This window comes from Streptomyces sp. NPDC033178 (genome assembly GCF_055577685.1).
This window is the reverse complement of the sequence record NZ_JBVIPT010000008.1, coordinates 96299-116686: the sequence shown is the minus strand read 5'-3', so window position 1 is coordinate 116686 and position 20388 is coordinate 96299. Positions and strand designations below refer to the sequence as shown.

Sequence of the window (20388 nt, the reverse complement as noted above, 5' to 3'; positions counted from 1 at the left end):
CGGAGTCAATACCCGTAATGAATATTTCAGAGGAGCCGGGCGGCGGCGAGGGTCTCGCACGGCTGCGCGCGACCGTGCGCGAGAAGTGGGAGTCGCTGTCCGCCTCCGAGCGGGCCGTGGCGCAGCACCTGGTCAGCGCGCCTGTGGAGTCCCTGCTGTTCGCGTCCGCCCAGGAGCTGGGCAGCGCGAGCGGCACCAGCAACGCCAGCGTCGTACGCACCCTCCAGCGCCTCGACTACGCGGGGCTGCCCGCGCTCAAGCGGGAGCTGGCCTCCGACTTCACCTCCGCCGTGGCGCCCGAGGTCCGTCTCCAGCAGCGCATCGCCCATGTGGGGCGGGACCTGGACGGTATCTGGGGCGAGGTCTTCGACGAGGCCCAGGAGCGGATCGAGCACGCGCGGCGGCTCACGCCGGGTGACGCGCTTCGGGACGCGGTGGGCATCCTGGCCGAGGCGGCGGAGTCCGGAGAGATCCACTGCTACGGCGTCGCGGCCTCCGAACTCGCCGCGCGCCACCTGGCGTTGGCGCTCGGGCGCATCGGGTGCCGGGCCCGGCATCTCGGCGAGACGGGCTTCGCGCTGGCCGATCCGCTGCTCCGGCTGCGCCAGGGTGACGCGGTGGTCATCTTCCAGCCTGGTCGTGCGCTGGCCGAGCTGACGGTCATCACGGAGCGGGCCCGATCGGTGGGTGCCCGGGTCATCCTCGTCACCGACGAGCTCGCCGAGCTGTACGGGCCGAGTGTGGACGCCGTCCTCATCGCCCCGCACACGCCGACGGGCATAACGGCGGAGGCCCTCACCGCGGTCGTGGTCGCCGACGCGCTGCTGCTCGCGCTGACGGCTCTCGACGAGACGCGGGCGGTGGAGACGTCCCATCAACTGACGGCGTTGCGTGAACAGTTGCTGAAACCGAAGCGCAGATAGCGACGACCTATTTCCTCGCCCCCGCCGCCCCTACCCATTCCCGTCCCTTTTCGGGGGCCAGCCCCCGAACCCCCGCTCCTCAAACGCCGGAGGGGCTGAAATACCCAGCCCGTCCGGCGTTTGAGGACGAGGCCGTTCAGGCCGATTCCCCACCCACCCACGTCAACCCACCCACCCCCGCCAGCCCCCACCCAGCCGGTCCGGCGTTTGAGGACGAGCGCGTTCAGCGCGATGCGGGGGTTCGGGGGCGGAGCCCCTGAGTAAGGGACGGGAATGGGTAGGGGCGGCGGGGGCGAGGAAAAGCCCCGGCCGGGGGCCTACTCCGCGTACAGTTCGTCTATTTCTCGGGCGAACTCTCTTGTGACCACGGCCCGGCGAAGCTTCATCGTCGGGGTCAGGTGGCCCGCCGTCTCCGTGAAATTCAGGGGCAGGACGGTGAAGCTGCGGATGGATTCGGCCCGGGAGACAAGGCGGTTGGCGTCGTCGACGGCGCGTTGGAGGACGGTGAGGAGCTCGGGGTCGGTGACGAGCGTGGCGACCGGAACATCCGACTTGGCGGTCATGCGGCACCAGTGGGCCATCCCTTCGGCATCGAGGGTCAACAACGCGGTGATGTAGGGCCGGTTGTCACCGACGACCACGCACTGGTTGATGAGGGGATGGGCCCGGAGCCAGTCCTCCAGCGGCGCGGGGGCCACGTTCTTGCCGCTGGTGGTGATGAGGATGTCCTTCTTGCGGCCGGTGATGGTGAGGTAGCCGTCGTCGTCCAGTTCACCGAGGTCACCGGTGGCGAACCAGCCCTCCTGGTCGGCCGGCACCACCCCGCCCGCCCGCGGATCCCAGTAGCCGCGGAACACCTGCTCCCCGCTGAGCAGGATCTCCCCGTCCTGGGCGATCCGGACCCGCGTACCGGGCAGCGGCCAGCCGACCGTGCCGAGCCGCGGCCGGTGCGGATAGGTGAGGGTCGCGGCGGCCGTCGACTCGGTCAGGCCGTAACCCTCGAAGACCTGGATGCCCGCGCCGGCGTAGAAGGAGGCGAGGCGGCGCCCGAGCGGGGAGCCGCCGCAGACGACCTGGCGGACCTTCCCGCCGAGGGCCGCGCGGATCCGGCGGTAGACGAGCGGGTCGTAGAGGGCGCGGGCCGCCTTGAGTTTGGCACCCGGCCCCGGACCCGTGCCGTGCTGCTGGGCCTCCAGCGCCTCGCCGTAGCCGCGCGCCACCCGGGCCGCCCGGTCGAAGGAGGCGGCGCGGCCCATCTTCTCGGCGGTCGCACGGCCGGTGTTGTAGACCTTCTCCAGCACGTAGGGGATGGCCAGGAGGAAGGTCGGGCTGAAACCGGCGAGGTCGGCCAGCAGTTCCTCCGTACGGATGCTCGGTGCATGGCCCAGACGCACTCGCGCGCGCATACAGGCGACGGCGACCATCCGGCCGAAGACGTGCGAGAGGGGCAGGTAGAGGAGCGTGGACGCCGGGTCCTTGAAGCTGGACTTGAAGACCGGGTGGAGCAGTTGGACGGCGTTGTCGACCTCGGCGAAGAAGTTGGCGTGGGTCAGCGCACAGCCCTTGGGCCGGCCCGTGGTGCCCGAGGTGTACATGATCGTCGCGAGCGAGTCGGGGCCGAGGACGCCACGGCGTACCGCGACCTCCTGGTCCGGCACGTCACGCCCGAGCTCGGCGAGGCGCTCGGTGTGCCCCTTCTCGAAGACCCACATGTGGCGGACGTCGGGGAGCCGGTCGCGCTCCGGGCCGAGCGCGGCGGCCTGCGCCACGTGCTCGACGGCGATCGCCACCGCGCCGGAGTCCTGGAGGATCCAGCGGGTCTGGAAGATCGACGAGGTGGGGTAGACCGGGACGGTGACGAGCCCGGCGGCCCAGGCCGCGAAGTCCAGCAGCGTCCACTCGTACGTCGTACGCGCCATGATCGCGAGCCGGTCGCCCGGCAGCAGACCCTCCGCGATCAGCCCCTTGGCGACCGCAAGGACCTCGGCCGCGAACTCGGCGGCCGTGACGTCCGTCCAGCTGCCGTCCGCCCCCTTCCGGCTGAGCACCGGGGCGTCGGGAGCCTGTTCCGCGTTGTCGAAGGGGATGTCCGCGAGCGAGCCGTGCGTCACGGGGTGGACCATCGGGGGCACCGAGACCTCGCGCACGACCCCGTCGAGCCGCCTGACCTCGGGTTCAGGGATGACGAGCTCGGGATTGTCGGAGGGATCGCGGGACACTGACGGCTCCTAACTCTTGCACTCCCCCCATTACGGACCTGTGAAGTGGCGGGTTCACCTGGGAAAGTGAGGTGCTTCTGTGCGGAAGAGTGAGAGGTTCGTGCACGTTCGGACGCCTGTTCATCTTTTGCCCAACATACCGACGCAACAAGGGCGTTGCCCGCGCATCCGCCGAGTTCGTGCCCTTCGGCCCCCTCACCGGCGTTCGAGTCGGCCCCTCACGGGCGTTCGAGGATCGCCGTGACACCCTGCCCTCCCGCGGCGCAGACCGAGATCAGGCCGCGCCCGGGAGCGTCCCGCTCGGCGAGCAGTTTCGCGAGGGTCGCCACGATCCGCGCCCCGGTGGCCGCGAAGGGGTGACCGGTCGCGAGCGAGGAGCCCGCCACGTTCAGCCGGGCCCGGTCGACCGTGCCGAGCCCCCGTTTCTCCCAGGCAGCCAGCGTGGCCAGCACCTGTGACGCGAACGCCTCGTGCACCTCGACGAAGTCGAAGTCGTCCAGGCCCAGTCCGGCCCGCTCCAGCATGCGCGGCACGGCGTACGCGGGCGCCATCAACAGCCCGTCCTCGCCACCGGCCACATCACCCCTCACGAAGTCGACGGCCGCCGTCTCGTACGCCGTCAGATACGCGAGCGGCGCCAGACCGCGCACCGAGGCCCACTCCTCGCTCGCGAGCAGCACGAGCGCCGCGCCGTCCGTCAGCGGCGTCGAGTTCCCGGCGGTCATGGTCGGGCCGGGGTTGTCGGGGCCATCGGGACTGCCCGGGACCTTCAGCCCGAACACCGGCTTCAGGGAGGCGAGTTTTCCGACGGTCGAGCCGGGCCGGAGGTTCTGGTCGCGGGCCAGCCCCCGGAACGGCACGACCAGGTCCTCGAAGAAGCCGCGTTCGTACGCCGCCGCCAGCCGCTGATGGCTCGCGGCCGCCAACTCGTCCTGCGCCTCCCGGGTGACACCCCAGACGCGGGCCGTGACGGCCGCGTGCTCGCCCATCGAGAGGCCCGTACGGGGCTCCGCGTTGCGCGGGATGTCCGGGACGAGGTGGCCGGGGCGGATCCGGGCGAGCGCGTTCAGCCGGGCGCCCGCCGACTTCGCGCGCCGGACCTCCAGCAGGATGCGCCGCAGTTGGTCGTTGACGCCGAGCGGGGCGTCGCTGGCCGTGTCCGCGCCGCCCGCGATCGCCGACTCGGTCTGGCCGAGGGTGATCTTGTTGGCCGCCGCGACGACGGCCTGGAGGCCGGTGCCGCAGGCCTGCTGGATGTCGTACGCGGGGGTGCGGGCGTCCAGCCTCGACCCGAGCACCGTCTCGCGCGCGAGGTTGAAGTCCCGGCTGTGCTTGAGCACGGCACCGGCCACCAACTCCCCCACCGCGCCTGGTTCTTCGAGCCCGAAGCGGCTGCGGCGCCCGACGTGCTCGACGAGTCCGTCGACCGCCGCGGTCAGCATCTCCTGGTTCGAGGCGGTCGCGTACGGGCCGTCCGAGCGGGCGAAGGGGATACGGGTGCCGCCGACGACCGCGACGCGACGCGGCCGCGGCGCCCGGAGGGGCTCCCCGAAGGGTTCCCGGGTGGGTTCCGACAGGGGTTCCGGCAGGGGTTCCAGGGGGCTCATCTCGACCTGCTCCTCACCGTGACGTAGTCTTACCTCGGGTAACCTTACTCCAGAGTAAGAATACGACCGAGCTGGGAGTTGGACGATGGCCGACCGCTACCTGAGTCTCACCGGCACCGCCCCCGGCCGGTTCCTGACCCGTCGGCTCGGGCTGCCGCAGCCGGTGCGATTGCGGCGCCGGAGCGCCGAACAGCCCTCGTTTCAGGGCCAGTTGCTGCATCTCACCGCGGGCAAGTCCGAGCTGGACCTCGCACCCGTCCTGGCCCGGTCGGGCCCGCGCTCAGACGGCGCCCAGGAGCCGGTCGCCGTCGTCCTCGACGCCACCGGCGTCCGTGACGTCGACGCCCTGGCCGAGGTGCACGCGGCTCTCCACCCCGTCGTACGGTCGGTCGCCGAGAGCGGGCGGGTCGTGGTGCTCGGCGCGCCCCTGGACCCCGCCGACCATCACCAGGCCGCCGTCCAGCAGGCCCTCGAAGGGTTCGTACGGTCCCTCGGCAAGGAGATCGGGCGCGGGCGGACGGTGAATCTCGTACGGCTCCTGGAGGCGGGGGCCGCCGAGTCGACGCTGCGTTTTCTGCTGTCGCCGAGGTCGGCCTATGTCAGCGGCCAGGTGATCGAGGTGGGCGGCCACGGTGTCTCCGGTCGTGGTGGCGGTGGCAAGGGCGGCGACGGGGGCGCTGAGCCGACCGGGCCCGAGGATCCCGAGAAGCCTCTTGCCGGGCGTACGGCGCTCGTCACCGGGGCCGCCCGCGGGATCGGTGAGGCCGTCGCCGCGACGCTGGCGCGGGACGGGGCTCTGGTGGTGTGCCTCGACGTGCCCTCCGCCGGGGGCGATCTCACCGCCGTCGCCGAGCGGCTCGGCGGGATCGCGCTGCCCCTGGACATCACCGCGGAGGACGCGGGGGCGCGGATCGCGGACGCGTTGCCCGGCGGGCGGCTCGACGTCCTGGTCCACAACGCGGGGATCACTCGGGACCGGAGGCTGGTCAACATGGCCGCGGAGCGGTGGGGTTCGGTGCTCGACGTCAACCTCGCGAGTGTGCTCCGTACGACCGATGCGCTGCTGTCCGCCGGCGCGCTCCGAGCGGGTGGGCGGGTGGTCACCACCGCGTCCATCTCCGGAATCGCGGGGAACGCCGGGCAGACGAACTATGCCGCGTCCAAAGCGGGGGTTATCGGGCTTGTGCGGTCGCTTGCGCCTCGGGCGCTCTCGGAATACGGGGTGACGGTGAATGCGGTCGCGCCCGGATTCATCGAGACGAAGATGACTGCGGCCGTGCCGTTGTTCATTCGTGAGGCGGGGCGGCGGATGAACTCGCTTGCGCAGGGTGGGTTGCCGGTTGATGTTGCCGAGACGACGGCCTGGTTCGCGAATCCAGGGTCGGGGGCGGTGAATGGGCAGGTTGTTCGGGTTTGCGGGCAGAGCCTGTTGGGATCGTGAGGGGTCGGTTAGTTGTGTCCGGGTGCGTGGGGGCTGGTCGCGCAGTTCCCCGCGCCCCTAAAAAATCCGTGCCCAGCCCAGAAGGGGAGTCAGTGTTGGATGACGTGAAGGGGCCCATGCACTCCTACGTTCTCGATGGTTCGCCGCGTCTCTGGCCCTTGCTTGCCCGGGGTGCTTTCCTTTCGCCTTTCAAGCGGCCTCGGACGGGAGTCACCGCGCCCCGAACCCGATTGGTCCTCCCAGGTCTTCGTATCGATCTGGGAAAGCTCGCCGCGTACGAGCGGGCCTGTGGATTCGGGGTGGGGGCTGACGAGTTGCCCATCACCTATCCGCACGTTCTCGGATTCCCTCTGGCCATGCGGCTGATGGGTGAGCGGGCCTTTCCGCTGCCGTTGCTCGGGCTGGTGCACACGTCCATCGGCATCACCCGACGGAAGGCGACGGCGGCGACCGGTGAGCACGAACTCGCGGTGTACGTCGATGAGTTGGTGCCCCACCGGCGCGGGACCGAGGCCGTCGTCGTGACGGAGATGCGGGCGGGGGGCGAGCTCGTGTGGGAGTCGCGGAGTACGTATCTGGCGCGGCACCGCGCCTCGGCGGGGAGCACGGGCGGGCCGGCCGCGCCCGAGGAGCGCAAGCCGCTGCCCGCCGTGGCCGAGTGGGCGCTCGCCGGGGATGTGGGGCGGCGGTACGGGGCCGCGTCCGGCGACCGCAACCCGATCCACCTCCACCCCCTCACCGCCCGGCTGTTCGGCTTCCCCCGGGCCATCGCACACGGCATGTGGACCGTGGCACGCTGCCTCGCCGAGCACGGGACACCTCAAGCGGCCGTGGTCCGGGCGGAGTTCAGGGCGCCGGTGCTCCTGCCGGGGACGGTGTCGTACGGGGCGGAGGGTGCCGCCTTCGAGCTGCGCGGGGCGGGCGGCCGGCTGCACCTGGCCGGGGAAGTACTTCCGGTGCTCTGAGACGCCGACGGCACGGGCGAGCCCCGTAAGGGGCGCGGGGCTGTGTCGATGTGCGGCTCCGCCGCGTGGGCACGACCGGCCTCCACCGGCCCGCAGGCTCATTCACCGCACCCCGCGGAGCGCTACCGCTCCGACCAGGGTCTCCCCTCCATCAGGTCCCCCAGGCCCGCCCAGGCGAAGTTCATCAACGTCGTGGCGGCCTGGCGGGCGGAGACGCCGGGGGTGGCGTTGGCCCAGGCGGCGAGGGACTCGGCGGCGCCGACGAGGGCTTCCGCGAGTCCGGCGACCTCGCGCTCGGGCAGCGACGGGTCCCGGTGCGCCTCACGGGCGGCCACCACGATCAGCTGCGTGACGAACGCGACGATCTCCTCGCGCATCGCGGCGAACTCCGCGGCGAACGGCTCCCCGTGCGTACGCGCCTGGAGGTGCAGCACGGCCCAGCCGTCCGGGTTCTGCGCGGTGTGCGTGAAGAACGCCCGCAGCCCGTCCCACAGTTGACGGTCGGCGGGCAGGTCCGGCTGCACACCCGCGCGCACGGCCGCGGTCAGGGCGGCGGCCTCGCGCCGGATGCACGCGGTGAAGAGGTCTTCCTTGGAGTTCAGGTACAGATAGACCAACGGCTTGGACACACCCGCCAGATCGGCGATCTCGTCCATCGACGCGGCCCGGTATCCCCGCTGTCCGAAGGTCTGAACCGCCGCGTCCAGCATCTGCTGTTCGCGCACGGCACGCGGCATCCGCTTGCTCTTCACTGCACCCATACGAGCAAGAGTACGAGTTGTCTGCCGACGGCTAGGCGGAGCTGTGGGCCCCCGCTTCGGCCTGAACGGCCTCGTCCTCAAACGCCGGACGGGCTGAAAATGTCGGCCGGCGCCGAAAAGTGCTCCTGATCAGTTACGACGTACGGCCCTGGGCCCGCGACACCTCGTCCACCACGTCGTCCTCCTGGCTGCGGTTGGCCTCCAGGTTGGACTTGACGCGGTCGACGCGCTCGACGATCTGGATCGAGGCGCGGTCGCGCTCCTTGCGCAGGACGACGAAGCTGATGGGGGCCGAGATCAGCAGCGAGAGCAGGATGATCCACATGCCGTTCGAGTCGCCGAGCCCTCGCGGGGCGACACCGGAGTAGACGAGGCCCCAGACGACCACGAGGCAGCCCGCGAGGATTCCTAGGCGCATCAGTGTGTAGCGGAGCATCTCAATCCACTCTTCCGTGGCGAACGGGTCCGAAGGGGTCGTAAAGTCCCCGACATTCCCAAAGGGCACCGTCCAGTGAAGCACGCCCGGCACCGGATCTTGCAGGGGGGTGCGGGGAGTCAGGCGAGCGGCAGCAGCATGAAAACGTCGTCGCGGTCGTCGCCGGGCGCGACCCGTATCGCGTCGGGTATGCGGCCGACCTCCTTGTATCCGCACGAGCCGTAGAACCGCTCCAGGCCGAGGCCGCCGCGGCAGGTGAGGCGGATCGCCTCGATGCCGTCGAGGGTGCGGGCGGCGTCCGCGGCGGCGGTCAGGAGGTCCCGGCCGTAGCCCTTGCCCTGGTGCTTCGGGTGGACCATCACCGTGTAGAGCCACAGCCAGTGGGTCATCAGGCGGTGTGTGTTGAAGGTGAGGAAGGCCGCCGCGGCCACCTGTCCCTCGTCGTCGAACCCGGCCAGGAGGCGGGCGCGGCCCTCCGCCATCGCCGCGAAGTGTTTCACCAGCTCCGGGCGGATGACCTCGCGGTCCACCGGTGCGACGAAGCCGACTGCGCCGCCCGCGTTGGAGACGTCCGTCCACAGGTCGAGGAGGCCGTCTCGGACCTCGGGGGTCACGGCCGGATCGAGAGCGAAGGTAAGGGCCATACGGAGAGGCTAACCATTACGCCACGCCGGCCTCAAGCAGGTTCCGACGTCACATACGTCACGCGCTCTTCTCGCCCCCGCCGCCCCTACCCATTCCCGTCCCTTTCTGGGGGCTCCGCCCCCAGACCCCCAACATCGCGCTGAACACGCTCGTCCTCAAACGCCGGACGGGCTGAAAGACCTCAGGGGCGCGGGGAACTGCGCAACCAGCCCCCGCCCACTCCCACCCGACCACTCACGCGAAAGCCTCAGACCCTCATCGGCTGAGGCGACTCGCGGCGCCCCGCGTCGGGGCCGTCGTACTCGCGGATGATCTCGTACCGGGTGTTCCGCTCGACCGGGCGGAAGCCGGCGTCGCGGATCAGGTCGAGGAGGTCCTCGCGGGTCAGTTTGTTCGGGGTGCCGTAGTTGTCGGCGTCGTGGGTGATCTTGTACTCGACGACCGAGCCGTCCATGTCGTCCGCGCCGTGCTGGAGCGCCAGCTGGGCGGTCTGGACGCCGTGCATGACCCAGAAGACCTTGACGTGCGGCACGTTGTCGAACAGGAGCCTCGACACCGCGAAGGTCTTCAACGCCTCCGCACCCGTCGCCATCTGCGTACGCGCCTGGAGGCGGTTGCGGACCTTGCCGTCCTTCACGTCGACGAAGTCGTGCTGGTAGCGCAGCGGGATGAAGACCTGGAAGCCGCCGGTCTCGTCCTGCAGCTCACGGAGACGCAGGACGTGGTCGACCCGGTGACGCGGCTCCTCGATGTGGCCGTACAGCATCGTGCACGGGGTCTTGAGACCCTTCTCGTGCGCGAGGCGGTGGATGCGCGACCAGTCCTCCCAGTGGGTGCGGTGGTCGACGATGTGCTGCCGGATCTCCCAGTCGAAGATCTCCGCGCCGCCACCGGTGAGCGACTCCAGACCCGCGTCGATCAGCTCGTCCAGGATCTCGGACGCCGACAGACCGCTGATCGTCTCGAAGTGGTGGATCTCCGTCGCCGTGAAGGCCTTCAGCGAGACGTCCGGGAGCGCCTTCTTCAGTTCGCTGAGCGAGCGCGGGTAGTAGCGCCACGGCAGGTTCGGGTGCAGGCCGTTCACGATGTGCAGCTCGGTGAGGTTCTCGCCCTCCATCGCCTTGGCGAGGCGGACGGCCTCCTCGATGCGCATCGTGTACGCGTCCTTCTCGCCCGGCTTGCGCTGGAAGGAGCAGTAGGCGCAGGACGCGGTGCACACGTTCGTCATGTTGAGGTGGCGGTTGACGTTGAAGTGGACGACGTCGCCGTTCTTCCGCGTCCGCACCTCGTGGGCGAGCCCGCCCAGCCAGGCCAGGTCGTCCGACTCGTACAGCGCGATGCCGTCCTCGCGGGTCAGCCGCTCACCGGCCCGGACCTTGTCCTCCAGCTCGCGCTTGAGCCCGACATCCATGCTGCTTCTACCTCTCGTAAGTGACCAACCCACCCAACCGTACGCCTCGCGCCCTATTCCTCTTCGGGCAGCTCACCCACCCGGTTCTCCCACTTCGTGGAGAGCACGATGGTCGTACGCGTCCGGGAGACGCCCTTCGTCCCCGACAGCCGCCGGATGGTCTTCTCCAGGCCGTCCACGTCGGGCGCCCGCACCTTGAGCATGTAGGAGTCGTCGCCTGCGATGAACCAGCAGTCCTCGATCTCGTTGAGGTCCTTGAGCCGGTGCGCCACGTCCTCGTGGTCGGTGGCATCGGAGAGCGAGATGCCGATGAGGGCGGTGACGCCGAGGCCGAGCGAGGTCGCGTCGACCGTCGCGCGGTAGCCGGTGATGACACCGGCGGCCTCAAGGCGGTTGATGCGGTCGGTGACGCTGGGTCCCGACAGGCCGACGAGGCGTCCCAGCTCCGCGTAGGAGGCCCGGCCGTTCTCCCTGAGGGCCTGGATGAGCTGCCTGTCCACCGCGTCCATGCGATCGATAGCCTTCCGCTGAGAAGTTCCTGAAGTGATGTGTGGGTACTGCGCGTTGCTCAGTGGTACATCTCGGTCGTACGGGTCGTACGGGTCGTACGGGTCGTACGGGTCGAACGTCGTGCTCAGGTGCTGCTCGGATGCTGCTCAGGTGGTGCGTGAGCCGCCGCCGAGTTCGCCCTCCCAGCGGCGGTAGAGCGTGTGCCCGACGCCCGCCGCGTCCAGCACGCGCCCGGCGACGAAGTCCACCAGGTCCTGGATGTGTGTCGCCCCCGCGTAGAACGCCGGGGAGGCCGGCAGTACGGTCGCGCCCGCGTCGTCCAGTGTCACCAGGTGCCGCAGCGTCTGCCCGTTGAGCGGCGTCTCGCGGACGGCGACGACCAGCGTGCGCCGCTCTTTGAGCGTGACGCTCGCGGCGCGCTGCAACAGGTCCTTCGAGAGGCCGAGCGCGACCCCGGCGACACAGGCGGTGGAGGCGGGCACGATCAGCATGCCCTTCGAGGCGTACGAACCCGAGGACGGCCCCGCCGCCAGGTCCCCCGCGCTCCAGTGCCGTACGTCGTCGACGTCCACCGCGAAGGCGCCGGGCTTGCCGTCGGCCCCCCGGCCGAGCCACTCCCGTAGGTCCTCCTGCCAGTGGCCGTCCCGGAAGCTGATCCCGGTCTCGTCGAGCAGCGTGAGCCGTGAGGCCCGCGAGACGACCAGGTCGACGCTCTCACCGGCCGCGAGGAGGGCACGCAGCACGGCCGCCGCGTACGGCGTTCCGGACGCGCCGGAGACCCCCACGATCCAAGGCCGACGCTGAGTTTCTCCTGCGTTCACACCCTGAGCCTACCGGCGGGCCGCCCGGAGCTCAGGACCGGCCGCGCCTGCGGGCGGTCCACGGGCCGCACCCTGCTCACCCGGCACTCACGCGGCGCTCACACGGTCAGACCGCGCACCAGCAGATCGAGCAGCGCGCACGCGAAGAGGGCGATGCCGATGAAGCCGTTGACGCTGAAGAAGGCGCGGTTCACCCGGGAGAGGTCGTGCGGTCGGACGATGGAGTGCTCGTACAGGAACGCGCCCGCGACGATCACCAGGCCGACCCAGAAGAAGGTGCCCGCGTCGGTGGCCAGCGCGTACCAGACGAAGAGTCCCGTCGTGAGGGTGTGGCAGACGCGCGCGCCCCAGATCGCCGCCGGGATGCCGAAGCGCGCCGGGACCGACAGGACGCCGATCTCGCGGTCCGTCTTCACGTCCTGGCAGGCGTAGATGAGGTCGAAGCCGCCGATCCAGATGCCGACCGCGAGGCCGAGGATCACCGCGTCCCAGGACCACTCACCGGTGATCGCCAGCCAGCCGCCGATCGGCCCCATCGCCTGCGCGAGACCGAGGATGGCCTGCGGGAAGTTCGTGAACCGCTTGCCGTACGGGTACACGACCATCGGGATGACCGCGATGGGCGCGAGCGCCAGGCACAGCGGGTTGAGCAGGGCCGCCGCGCCGAGGAAGAACACCAGGGCGACCAGCGCGCCCGTCCACGCGTGCTTCACGCTCATCGCGCCGGTGACCAGCTCGCGATGGGCCGTACGGGGGTTGCGGGCGTCGATCTCCCGGTCGATGATCCGGTTCGCGGCCATGGCGAACGTCCGCAGGCCGACCATCGCGACGGTCACCAGCAGCAGCCGGCCCCAGTGGATGTTCCCGTCCACCGTGAACATCGCCGTCAGCGCCGCGATGTACGCGAAGGGCAGCGCGAAGACGGAGTGCTCGATCATGACGAGGCGCAGGAACGCCTTGGTGCGCCCCGGCTGAGGCTGGGGGATCGCGGCTGATGCGCTGCTCACGAGAGTCCGTACTCCTTCCACCGGCGGTCGACCTTCGCCGCCGTCTCCGGGTCGGACAGCACCATGTCGGGCCAGCCGCCGTCCCGTGTGTACCCCTCCTCGGGCCACTTCTTCGTGGCGTCGATACCCGCCTTGCCGCCCCAGAACTGCTGGTACGAGGAGTGGTCGAGGTGGTCGACAGGTCCCTCGACGACGGTGAGGTCGCGGGAGTAGTCCGTGTTCCCCAGCGCGCGCCACGCGACCTCGTGCAGGTCGTGGACGTCGCAGTCGGAGTCGACGACCACGATCAGTTTGGTGAGGGACATCATGTGGGCGCCCCAGACGGCGTGCATCACCTTCTGGGCGTGCTTCGGGTACTTCTTGTCGATCGCGACGATCGCGCAGTTGTGGAAGCCGCCCGCCTCGGGGAGGTGGTAGTCCACGATGTCCGGCACGATGATCTTGAGGAGGGGGAGGAAGAACCTCTCCGTCGCCCGGCCCAGCGGACCGTCCTCCGTCGGCGGCCGGCCGACCACGATCGACTGGAGCAGCGGACGCTTGCGCATCGTCACGCAGTCGATGGTGAGGGCGGGGAAGGGCTCCTGCGGCGTATAGAACCCGGTGTGGTCGCCGAAGGGGCCTTCCGGGAGCATCTCGCCGGGCTCCAGCCACCCCTCCAGTACGACCTCGGCCTGCGCCGGCACCTGCAACGGCACCGTCTTGCAGTCGACCATCTCGATCCGCTTGCCCTGCACGAACCCGGCGAAGAGGTACTCGTCGATGTCACCGGGAAGGGGGGCCGTGGACGCGTACGTCACCGCCGGCGGACAGCCGAAGGCGATCGCGACGGGCAGCCGCTCGCCCTTCCGCGCGGCCACCTGGTAGTGGTTGCGGCTGTCCTTGTGGATCTGCCAGTGCATGCCGATGGTGCGCTTGTCGTGGCGCTGGAGGCGGTAGAGCCCGAGATTGCGGATGCGGCTCTCCGGGTCCTTGGTGTGGGTCAGGCCCAGGTTGAAGAAGGACCCGCCGTCCTTCGGCCAGGTGAAGAGGGCCGGCAGCCGGTCCAGGTCGACCTCGTCGCCCTGCAGCACGACCTCGTGCACCGGCGCGTTGTCGGACTTGATCTTCTTCGGCGGTACGTGGGTCATGGCGCCGAGCTTCCCGAAGGCCTCGCGCACCCCGATGAACCCCTGCGGCAGCTCCGGCCTGAGCAGTCCGCCGATCTTCTCGCTGATCTCCTCGTACGACTTCAGGCCGAGCGACTTGAGGAGCCTGCGGTCCGTCCCGAAGACGTTCATCGCCAGCGGCATCGCCGACCCGCGCACGTTCTCGAAGAGCAGGGCCGGGCCGCCCGCCTTCTGGACGCGGTCGACGATCTCCCCGACCTCCAGATACGGGTCCACCTCGGCCTTGATGCGCTTGAGGTCGCCCTCGCGCTCAAGCGCCCGGAGCAGGGAGCGAAGATCGTCGTAAGCCATGCGTTCCAGTATCGGCTACTCGCTACGCTGAACCTGTAAGGGGGGCCGCTCACCCGGCCCCGATCTCGCACGCATCTCCACTCTCCACACGCAGGGGGACCGCCGAATGCTTCGGGTGCTGATGATTCTGGTGCCGTTGGGGCTCAGCATCTATGCGTTCATCGACTGCATCACCACCGACGAGAAGGACATCCGCTACATCCCGAAGCCCCTCTGGGCGATCCTCGTGCTGCTGTTCCCGCTCGTCGGCTCCGTCTCCTGGCTGATCGTCGGCCACCAGCGCAAACCGCGCGGCCTCTCCTCCGGCCGGGGCGGCCGGGGCGGCTGGGTCGCGCCCGACGACAACCCGGAGTTCCTGAAGTCCTTGAAGGACGACAGCAAGGACCAGGGCAAGGACAAGGACAGGGGCGAGGGCAAGGACAGCGGCAGCGGCAGCGGCAGCGGCAGCGACGACGGTCCGACGGACGCCGTGACGGACGACGAGGCGCACCTCAAGAACTGGGAGGACGACCTCCGCCGCCGCGAGGAGGAGCTGAAGCGGCGGGAGGGCGGTTCGGGCGACGGCCCGGACGACTCGGCTCCGCCGAAGCCCTGAGATGGAGATCCGTCTGCTGGTCACCTTCGAGAAGGTCGCCACCGTGCTGAGCTTCACGCAGGCGGCGGCCGAGCTCAAGTACGCCCAGTCCAGCGTGACCAGCCAGATCCGCGCCCTGGAGTCCTCGCTCGGGGTGCAGCTCTTCGACCGGCTCGGCAGCCACATCCGGCTGACCGAGGCGGGCGACCGGCTCCTCCCCTACGCCCGGCAGATCATCGAGCTGAGCGAGGAGGCACGGGCGGCGGTCGTCGGTACGGAGGAGCCCTCGGGCACGCTGACGGTCGGCACGATGGAGTCGCTGACGTCCTACCGTCTGTCCCCGCTCCTCGAAATGTTCCACCACCGCTATCCCGGGGTCCGGCTGTCCATGCGTCCGACGCTGGGCGACGAGACCCGGCAGGCGCTGCGGCAGGGCACGTACGACGTGGGTTTCCTGATGGAGCGGGAGACGGAGCACGCGGGTCTTGAGGTCACGCTGCTCGCCGAGGAGCCGCTGGCGCTGGTGGCGGTGCCCGGCCATCCCCTGGCGGGAGCGGCGGTGTCGGCCGTCTCGACCGCCGATCTCGTACGCGAGCCGCTGCTGGCCACCGAACCGGGCTGCGCCTACCGGGACCTGTTCGAGGAGGAGCTCAACACCCGATCCGCGGAGCCGGTCTCGTTCATGGAGTTCGGCACGATCGAGGCGACCAAGCGGGCGGCGGCGGCCGGCCTCGGCATCGCCCTCCTGCCCGCGGTGACGGTGGCGGAGGAGCTTGCCGACGGCCGGCTCGTGGCCCTGAACTGGGAGCCGCCCTTCACCCTCAGTACTCAACTGGCGTGGCGGTCCGGGAAGCGGCTTCCGGCGCACGCGCGGCTGTTCGTGGAGCAGGCGCGGAAGCTGGTTGCCGAGCAAGGGTGACCTTCAGGCTCGCGGCCACGATCAGCGGGACGCCGAGCGCCTGGACGAGTCCGATGTGGTGCCCGTACACCGCCCAGTCCGCGAACATCGCCACCGCCGGGTAGGTGAAGGCGAGTACGGCGATCTTGGCGGTCGGGAGCTGGGCGTAGGCGGCGTACATCAGGACGTACATCAGGCCCGTGTGGATGATGCCGAGGCCGACCAGCCAGCCCCAGTCGGCGCCCGTGCCGCTCATCGAGCCGAAGTCGGCGAACGGCAGCAGCAGCGGGATTCCGACGACGACCTGGACGAGGGCGATGAGGTGCGGGCGTACGCCCGTGATGCGCTTGGTGACGAGGGTGGAGAGGCCGTAGAGGAGCGCGGCGAGGAGGGCCTGGCCGACGCCCAGGAGGTACGTGCCGTCGCCGCCCGTGAAGTCCGACGGCCTGACGCCGGAGACGAGGATCAGGCCCGCGAAGGCGAGCGCGATCCAGCCTGCCTTCGCGGCGGTGAGGCGTTCGCGGAAGAGGAGGGCGCCGAGCAGCACCACGTAGAAGGGCTGCGTGTGGTAGACGACGGTCGCGACCGAGATCGACGTGTTCTCGTACGACTGGAAGAGGAAGACCCAGTTGAAGACGATGAACAGGCCGCCGAGGGCCGCGAGTCCGAGCTTGCGCGGGGTGAGTCCGTGGTTCCGAAAGTAGCCGCGGGCGACGGCGTACGTGGCGAGTGCCAGGGCGCCGAAGAGGACGCGGAAGAACACGACGTTGAAGGGCGAGGCGCCCGACTCCACGACGAAGATGCCGAGGGTTCCGGAGAGGACCATCGCGGCGGTCAGCTGAACGGTGCCCTTGCGCTCGGACGAGCTGTCTGTAGCCATGCCCCGAAGCTACGAGCGCCGCCGGTACGGGTCCACGCCCCACCGGGGCGTCCTCCCGATGGGGCCATCGGCCCGCCCGATGACGTTTCTCGCCCCCGCCGCCCCTACCCATTCCCGTCACTTCCTCGGGGGCTCCGCCCCCGAACCCCCGCTCCTCAAACGCCGGAGGGGCTGAAGATTTCGCAGCCCGGGCCGACAACTTCAGCCCGTCCGGGGTTTGAGGACGAGGCCGTTCAGGCCGATAGCGGGGGTCTGGGGGCGCAGCCCCCAGGGACGGGAACGGGAAGGGGCGGCGGGGGCGATGAAAAGGCCCCCGATCAACGCCCCGCCGCCAGCCGGTAGAACGCCTGCGTCGTGCGCGGATGCGCCATCTCGTCCAGCAGATGCCGCCACTCGGGATCACCGGTGGCGGCCGTGTGCGCCTGGTCCCACGCGTCCAGCAGCGGCCCGAGCTCACTCTCGGGGGCCGCGACGACGGTGGCGGGGGTGGCGGGGATGTTCATGGCGGTTTCCTTCCGGGCGGAGAGGCTGTGAACCTCCGGGAGCGTCTGGGTTCAACCATCCCGCCGCCCGCTCCCCACCACCATGAAGCGGCCTCCCGAAGTGGAGGTACAGCTAGCCCCACCAGAGGAGTTGGCGTCTCCTACCGCACGCCCGCCACGAACACCGCCCAGGCGCTTCGCTCGATGAGCAGAACGGGGCCGGTGGGGTTCTTGCTGTCACGGACGGGGACGATGCCGGGGATGCCGGGGGCGATTTCGATGCAGTCTCCGCCGTTGGCGTCGCTGTAGGTGCTCTTGGTCCAAGTCGCCGCGCTCAGCTCGTGCTTGTCCATGCTCCTCGTACCCCTCCATCGCGTCGCTGATCAAAGCGGCGGATTCGCGGGCTGACGGAGAGTCCGCCCTGAGCACATCATAGGTCTTGGCATAGCGCGCACAGACGGCCGGATCATCGTTGAAATGGCCGCGATCGAGGGCTTCCGCGTAGACCCATTGATGCCCGTCGGGGAGCGTAATCAACGACATCGTGCCGCTGGGCCGGTCGAGTCCGAAGGAACCGGCCGGAGCGACCTGGATGTGGATGTTGGAGTGCCGCGCGACACGCAACAGGTGCACGCACTGGTCGCGCATGACGGCCGAGCTCCCCATCGCGTTGCGCAGGCAGCTCTCGTCCAGCACGACGGCGTAGAACGGGCCGCCGGGGTCAAGAAAGCGCTGCTGTCGGCTCATTCGGGCCCGAACCCGCTCCTCCACCTCGTCGGGGCTCTCGATTCGGCCGGCGAACAGCGCCCGCGCATAGTCCTCGGTCTGCAACAGGCCTGGCACGACCCGCTCGTGATACGCACGCAGGGCGACCGCCACCGCGTCCATCTCAGCCCGCCGCCGGAACCAATCCGGATGCTCCACCTGCGGATACCAGTCGATCCGGCCCCACAACCGCATCAACACCCCACCCGTACCCAGCAGTTCGTCGCACGACTTGGCGAACGTGTCCTGTGGGACGCGCGTACCGGCCTCCACGCGGGCCACGTGCGAGCGGTCGCACGGGATCTGGCGGGCCAGGCCCTCCTGGGTGAGGTCGGCGGTCTCGCGAAAGTGTTTCAGGACCTCCCCGAACACGGCGGCGGTCGTGACCGCCGAACCCCCTTCGGCGTTGCGTCGACTCACGGCGTCCGTTCCCCCCTCCGTGACAGTGCGCCAGTGGCACGAGTCATGCGTTGAAACGGGCTGCTCCGTTCAGCAACGCTTGATGCACCCAGAGTAATGAGCCAACGTACGGAGCGTCAGTGGAAGCAGAAACAGCGCCGGAACGCGGAGCCCTCGTCTACGACACGGTGACGCAACGCGTCGGCGAGTACCGGGACACGACAGGCCCGTACGCGATGCTCCGCCCGGTGGGCGGCGGCCGGGAGTGGCAGGCCGACCCGGAACGGATCCGCCCTGCGACCGCCGACGAACGGCTGGCGGCGGCCCTCAAGGCCGCCAACATGCGTTCGGGGAGGGCACTGTGAGGGTTCGTCAGGCCATGGAGGAAGAAGACCTGAGCCGTCCGCCCGTACCCGTCCCCGGTTGCCCGGCGTGCACGGAGCTCGCGATACGCCGTGACGACGCCCGCGCCTGGCGCGACCGCAGCGCGGAGACAGACGCCGATGTACTGCTGAGACGGCATCTGCGTGCGGCCGGGGTGGAAGACATGCACCGTCAGGGGCATCGTGCCGACCACGGGGAAGCAGGGCGTTGACGGTAAAGGCGAGGGGCAAGGGGAACTGGCGGTTCATGACCGGGCGTCCGCGTGCGGCGTGGACGGCCCGGCTCACAGACTCGCTGCTCGTCACCCTCGCGGCGCTGGACGTGTGGTGGCAGCTCGACCGGGACACCCCGGTCGAGGTGGTCCTCTCGGTCGCCGCCTGCGCGGCCCTCGCGGTGCGGCGGCGCTTCCCGCTGCCCGTCTTCCTGCTGTCGCTGCCCGCCGCGCTGTTCTCGTCGGTCGTGGTGGCACCCCTGGCCGCCCTCTACACGCTGGCCGAACGCAGCCGGGACCGCCGCCTGTTGACGGTCTGCGCCATCGCGTCGGCGGCGGCCTCCGCCATGCCGTGGCCGCTGTCGGAGTACGCCTCGGACGACCGCACCTGGACCTTCGTCAACTTCGTCTACCTGCTGGCCACCGCGGCCGCCCCGGTCTTCCTGGGCCAGCTGGTCCAGGCCCGGCGCGACTCCGCGGTCCGGCTGGTCGAGATCGAGGAGGCACGCGAGCACGAGCGGCTGCTGCACGCCCAGAACGTGCTGGCCCGCGAACGGGCCCAGCTGGCCCGGGAGATGCACGACGTCGTCTCCCACCAGGTGAGCCTCATCGCCGTACGGGCCGGGGCGCTGCAGGTCGGTGCGCCGGACCCCGGCACACGGGAGGCCGCCCGGGCGATCCGCGAGCTCAGCGTCACGACGCTCGACGAACTGCGGCACATGGTCACGCTGTTGAGGGCCTCGGGCGGCCGTACGACCGAGCTGACCCCGCAGCCGACACTCGCGGACCTGCGGCACCTGATCGACACGAGCGGTATCGAGGTGCGCCTGGAGGGCGAACTGCCGCCCGGTATCGGGGCCCCGGTCCAGCGCGCGGTCTACCGGACCGTGCAGGAGGCCCTCACTAACGTACGCAAACACGCGCCCGGTGCGACGGCGACCGTACAGCTGTGGCACCTCGGCGACGAGCTGGGCGTGACCGTCACGAACACCCCGCCGACCCGTCCCACCCTCGAACTGCCCGGATCCCAACAGGGGTTGATCGGCCTGGGCGAACGGGCCGAGAACCTCGACGGCTCCTTCGAGGCGGGCCCGACGGCGGACGGCGGCTACCGGGCCCGGCTGCGCCTGCCTGCGACGACCGACTGACCGACCGCCCATCGGGTGGGCCGCCGGGCCGCCCTCGCGCGGGAAGACGTACGGGTCAGTCCTCGCGCAGGACGAGGGCGAGGAGCCCCGGGAAGCGGGCGTCGAACTCCTCGCGGCGGAGGCGGTTGACGCGCTTGGGCCCCTCGTCGCGCTGCTCCACGAGTCCGGCGCCGCGCAGCACCGAGAAGTGATGGCTGAGGGCCGCCTTGCCGACCGGCACGTCGAAGCTTCCGCAGCTGCGCGTCCAGACGGGGGACCCCGCCAGCTCCCGTACGAGCGTGATGCGTACGGGATCGGAGAGGGCGGCGAGGGCGGTCAGGACCGGGACCTCTTCGGGGTGGGTGTGCTCGGGGGCCGCCCGGTGACTGACGCGTTCCACCATGTCCGCCTCCCCGTCGAGCAAGGTCCCCGTTGAGCAAGGTCGTTTCCGCCTTGCCGAGTGTT

The 20388-nt window shown here is 70.2% G+C and carries 21 protein-coding genes and 1 pseudogene; 7 read left to right on the top strand and 15 right to left on the bottom strand.

Features of this window, described 5'->3' with window-relative positions:
- The first annotated feature begins 17 nt into the window (after window positions 1-17).
- Complete coding sequence (locus ACZ5VQ_RS21140) at window positions 18-923, top strand: MurR/RpiR family transcriptional regulator (protein ID WP_469106236.1); 906 nt, start codon at window positions 18-20, stop codon at window positions 921-923.
- Window positions 924-1240: 317 nt separating this feature from the next.
- Here ACZ5VQ_RS21140 and ACZ5VQ_RS21135 read toward each other — a convergent pair whose 3' ends face one another.
- Both ACZ5VQ_RS21135 and ACZ5VQ_RS21130 read right to left on the bottom strand, forming a co-directional pair.
- Entirely contained in the window at window positions 1241-3142 is a 1902-nt protein-coding gene (locus ACZ5VQ_RS21135) for an AMP-dependent synthetase/ligase (RefSeq protein ID WP_469106235.1), read from the bottom strand.
- Between the two features lie 218 nt (window positions 3143-3360).
- Complete coding sequence (locus ACZ5VQ_RS21130; RefSeq protein ID WP_469106234.1) at window positions 3361-4749, bottom strand: acetyl-CoA C-acetyltransferase; 1389 nt, start codon at window positions 4747-4749, stop codon at window positions 3361-3363.
- An 85-nt stretch (window positions 4750-4834) separates the two neighbouring features.
- Between ACZ5VQ_RS21130 and ACZ5VQ_RS21125 the strand changes: the two genes are divergently transcribed.
- Window positions 4835-6190 carry a 3-oxoacyl-ACP reductase gene (locus tag ACZ5VQ_RS21125; RefSeq protein WP_469106233.1) on the top strand — a complete coding sequence of 452 codons (1356 nt, stop codon included), beginning with the start codon at window positions 4835-4837 and terminating at the stop codon, window positions 6188-6190.
- A 116-nt stretch (window positions 6191-6306) separates the two neighbouring features.
- A complete protein-coding gene (locus ACZ5VQ_RS21120) occupies window positions 6307-7155 on the top strand; it encodes a MaoC family dehydratase (RefSeq protein ID WP_469106232.1) in 849 nt (282 codons plus the stop codon).
- Between the two features lie 122 nt (window positions 7156-7277).
- Here ACZ5VQ_RS21120 and ACZ5VQ_RS21115 read toward each other — a convergent pair whose 3' ends face one another.
- The 8 genes from ACZ5VQ_RS21115 to ACZ5VQ_RS21080 form a co-directional block, all read right to left on the bottom strand.
- Window positions 7278-7916 carry a TetR/AcrR family transcriptional regulator gene (locus ACZ5VQ_RS21115; protein WP_469106231.1) on the bottom strand — a complete coding sequence of 213 codons (639 nt, stop codon included), beginning with the start codon at window positions 7914-7916 and terminating at the stop codon, window positions 7278-7280.
- A gap of 133 nt (window positions 7917-8049) precedes the next feature.
- Window positions 8050-8352, bottom strand: a complete 303-nt coding sequence (locus ACZ5VQ_RS21110; protein WP_469106230.1) for a DUF4229 domain-containing protein — start codon at window positions 8350-8352, stop codon at window positions 8050-8052.
- A 119-nt stretch (window positions 8353-8471) separates the two neighbouring features.
- Complete coding sequence (locus ACZ5VQ_RS21105; protein ID WP_362087999.1) at window positions 8472-8996, bottom strand: GNAT family N-acetyltransferase; 525 nt, start codon at window positions 8994-8996, stop codon at window positions 8472-8474.
- 248 nt (window positions 8997-9244) lie between these two features.
- Window positions 9245-10408: an aminofutalosine synthase MqnE gene (gene mqnE, locus ACZ5VQ_RS21100; protein WP_200397580.1), complete on the bottom strand. Its 1164-nt coding sequence runs from the start codon at window positions 10406-10408 to the stop codon at window positions 9245-9247.
- A 53-nt stretch (window positions 10409-10461) separates the two neighbouring features.
- The gene (locus ACZ5VQ_RS21095; RefSeq protein ID WP_055616806.1) at window positions 10462-10917 is read right to left on the bottom strand and encodes an Lrp/AsnC family transcriptional regulator; all 456 of its coding nucleotides are present in this window, start codon (window positions 10915-10917) and stop codon (window positions 10462-10464) included.
- Between the two features lie 147 nt (window positions 10918-11064).
- The gene (locus ACZ5VQ_RS21090) at window positions 11065-11739 is read right to left on the bottom strand and encodes a UbiX family flavin prenyltransferase (protein WP_469106229.1); all 675 of its coding nucleotides are present in this window, start codon (window positions 11737-11739) and stop codon (window positions 11065-11067) included.
- A 98-nt stretch (window positions 11740-11837) separates the two neighbouring features.
- Window positions 11838-12746 carry a menaquinone biosynthesis prenyltransferase MqnP gene (mqnP, locus tag ACZ5VQ_RS21085; protein WP_469106228.1) on the bottom strand — a complete coding sequence of 303 codons (909 nt, stop codon included), beginning with the start codon at window positions 12744-12746 and terminating at the stop codon, window positions 11838-11840.
- On the bottom strand, window positions 12743-14203 hold the full coding sequence (locus tag ACZ5VQ_RS21080) for a menaquinone biosynthesis decarboxylase (RefSeq protein WP_469106227.1): 1461 nt from the start codon (window positions 14201-14203) through the stop codon (window positions 12743-12745). The genes mqnP and ACZ5VQ_RS21080 overlap by 4 nt, the downstream gene beginning before the upstream one ends.
- Window positions 14204-14309: 106 nt before the next feature.
- Between ACZ5VQ_RS21080 and ACZ5VQ_RS21075 the strand changes: the two genes are divergently transcribed.
- Both ACZ5VQ_RS21075 and ACZ5VQ_RS21070 read left to right on the top strand, forming a co-directional pair.
- Window positions 14310-14798, top strand: a complete 489-nt coding sequence (locus tag ACZ5VQ_RS21075) for a PLD nuclease N-terminal domain-containing protein (RefSeq protein ID WP_469106226.1) — start codon at window positions 14310-14312, stop codon at window positions 14796-14798.
- 1 nt (window position 14799) lies between these two features.
- Complete coding sequence (locus ACZ5VQ_RS21070; protein ID WP_469106225.1) at window positions 14800-15696, top strand: LysR family transcriptional regulator; 897 nt, start codon at window positions 14800-14802, stop codon at window positions 15694-15696.
- On the opposite strand, the gene ACZ5VQ_RS21065 is transcribed toward ACZ5VQ_RS21070, so the two are convergent.
- From ACZ5VQ_RS21065 to ACZ5VQ_RS21050, 4 genes are all read right to left on the bottom strand, one after another.
- A complete protein-coding gene (locus ACZ5VQ_RS21065) occupies window positions 15599-16555 on the bottom strand; it encodes a DMT family transporter (RefSeq protein WP_469106224.1) in 957 nt (318 codons plus the stop codon). The two genes, ACZ5VQ_RS21070 and ACZ5VQ_RS21065, sit on opposite strands and share 98 nt — an antisense overlap.
- 317 nt (window positions 16556-16872) lie before the next feature.
- Complete coding sequence (locus ACZ5VQ_RS21060) at window positions 16873-17058, bottom strand: hypothetical protein (RefSeq protein ID WP_469106223.1); 186 nt, start codon at window positions 17056-17058, stop codon at window positions 16873-16875.
- A gap of 140 nt (window positions 17059-17198) precedes the next feature.
- On the bottom strand, window positions 17199-17312 hold the full coding sequence (locus ACZ5VQ_RS21055; RefSeq protein WP_469106431.1) for a DUF397 domain-containing protein: 114 nt from the start codon (window positions 17310-17312) through the stop codon (window positions 17199-17201).
- Window positions 17275-18222, bottom strand: coding sequence for a helix-turn-helix domain-containing protein (locus tag ACZ5VQ_RS21050; RefSeq protein ID WP_469106222.1), 948 nt, complete (start codon window positions 18220-18222; stop codon window positions 17275-17277). Before ACZ5VQ_RS21050 ends, ACZ5VQ_RS21055 begins: the two co-directional genes overlap by 38 nt.
- A gap of 215 nt (window positions 18223-18437) precedes the next feature.
- Here ACZ5VQ_RS21050 and ACZ5VQ_RS21045 point away from each other — a divergent pair.
- Window positions 18438-18796 (top strand): annotated as a pseudogene (locus ACZ5VQ_RS21045) (hypothetical protein).
- A gap of 35 nt (window positions 18797-18831) precedes the next feature.
- Window positions 18832-19944, top strand: coding sequence for a sensor histidine kinase (locus tag ACZ5VQ_RS21040; protein ID WP_469106221.1), 1113 nt, complete (start codon window positions 18832-18834; stop codon window positions 19942-19944).
- 55 nt (window positions 19945-19999) lie between these two features.
- On the opposite strand, the gene ACZ5VQ_RS21035 is transcribed toward ACZ5VQ_RS21040, so the two are convergent.
- On the bottom strand, window positions 20000-20326 hold the full coding sequence (locus tag ACZ5VQ_RS21035) for an ArsR/SmtB family transcription factor (RefSeq protein ID WP_362087980.1): 327 nt from the start codon (window positions 20324-20326) through the stop codon (window positions 20000-20002).
- Window positions 20327-20388 lie beyond the last annotated feature (62 nt).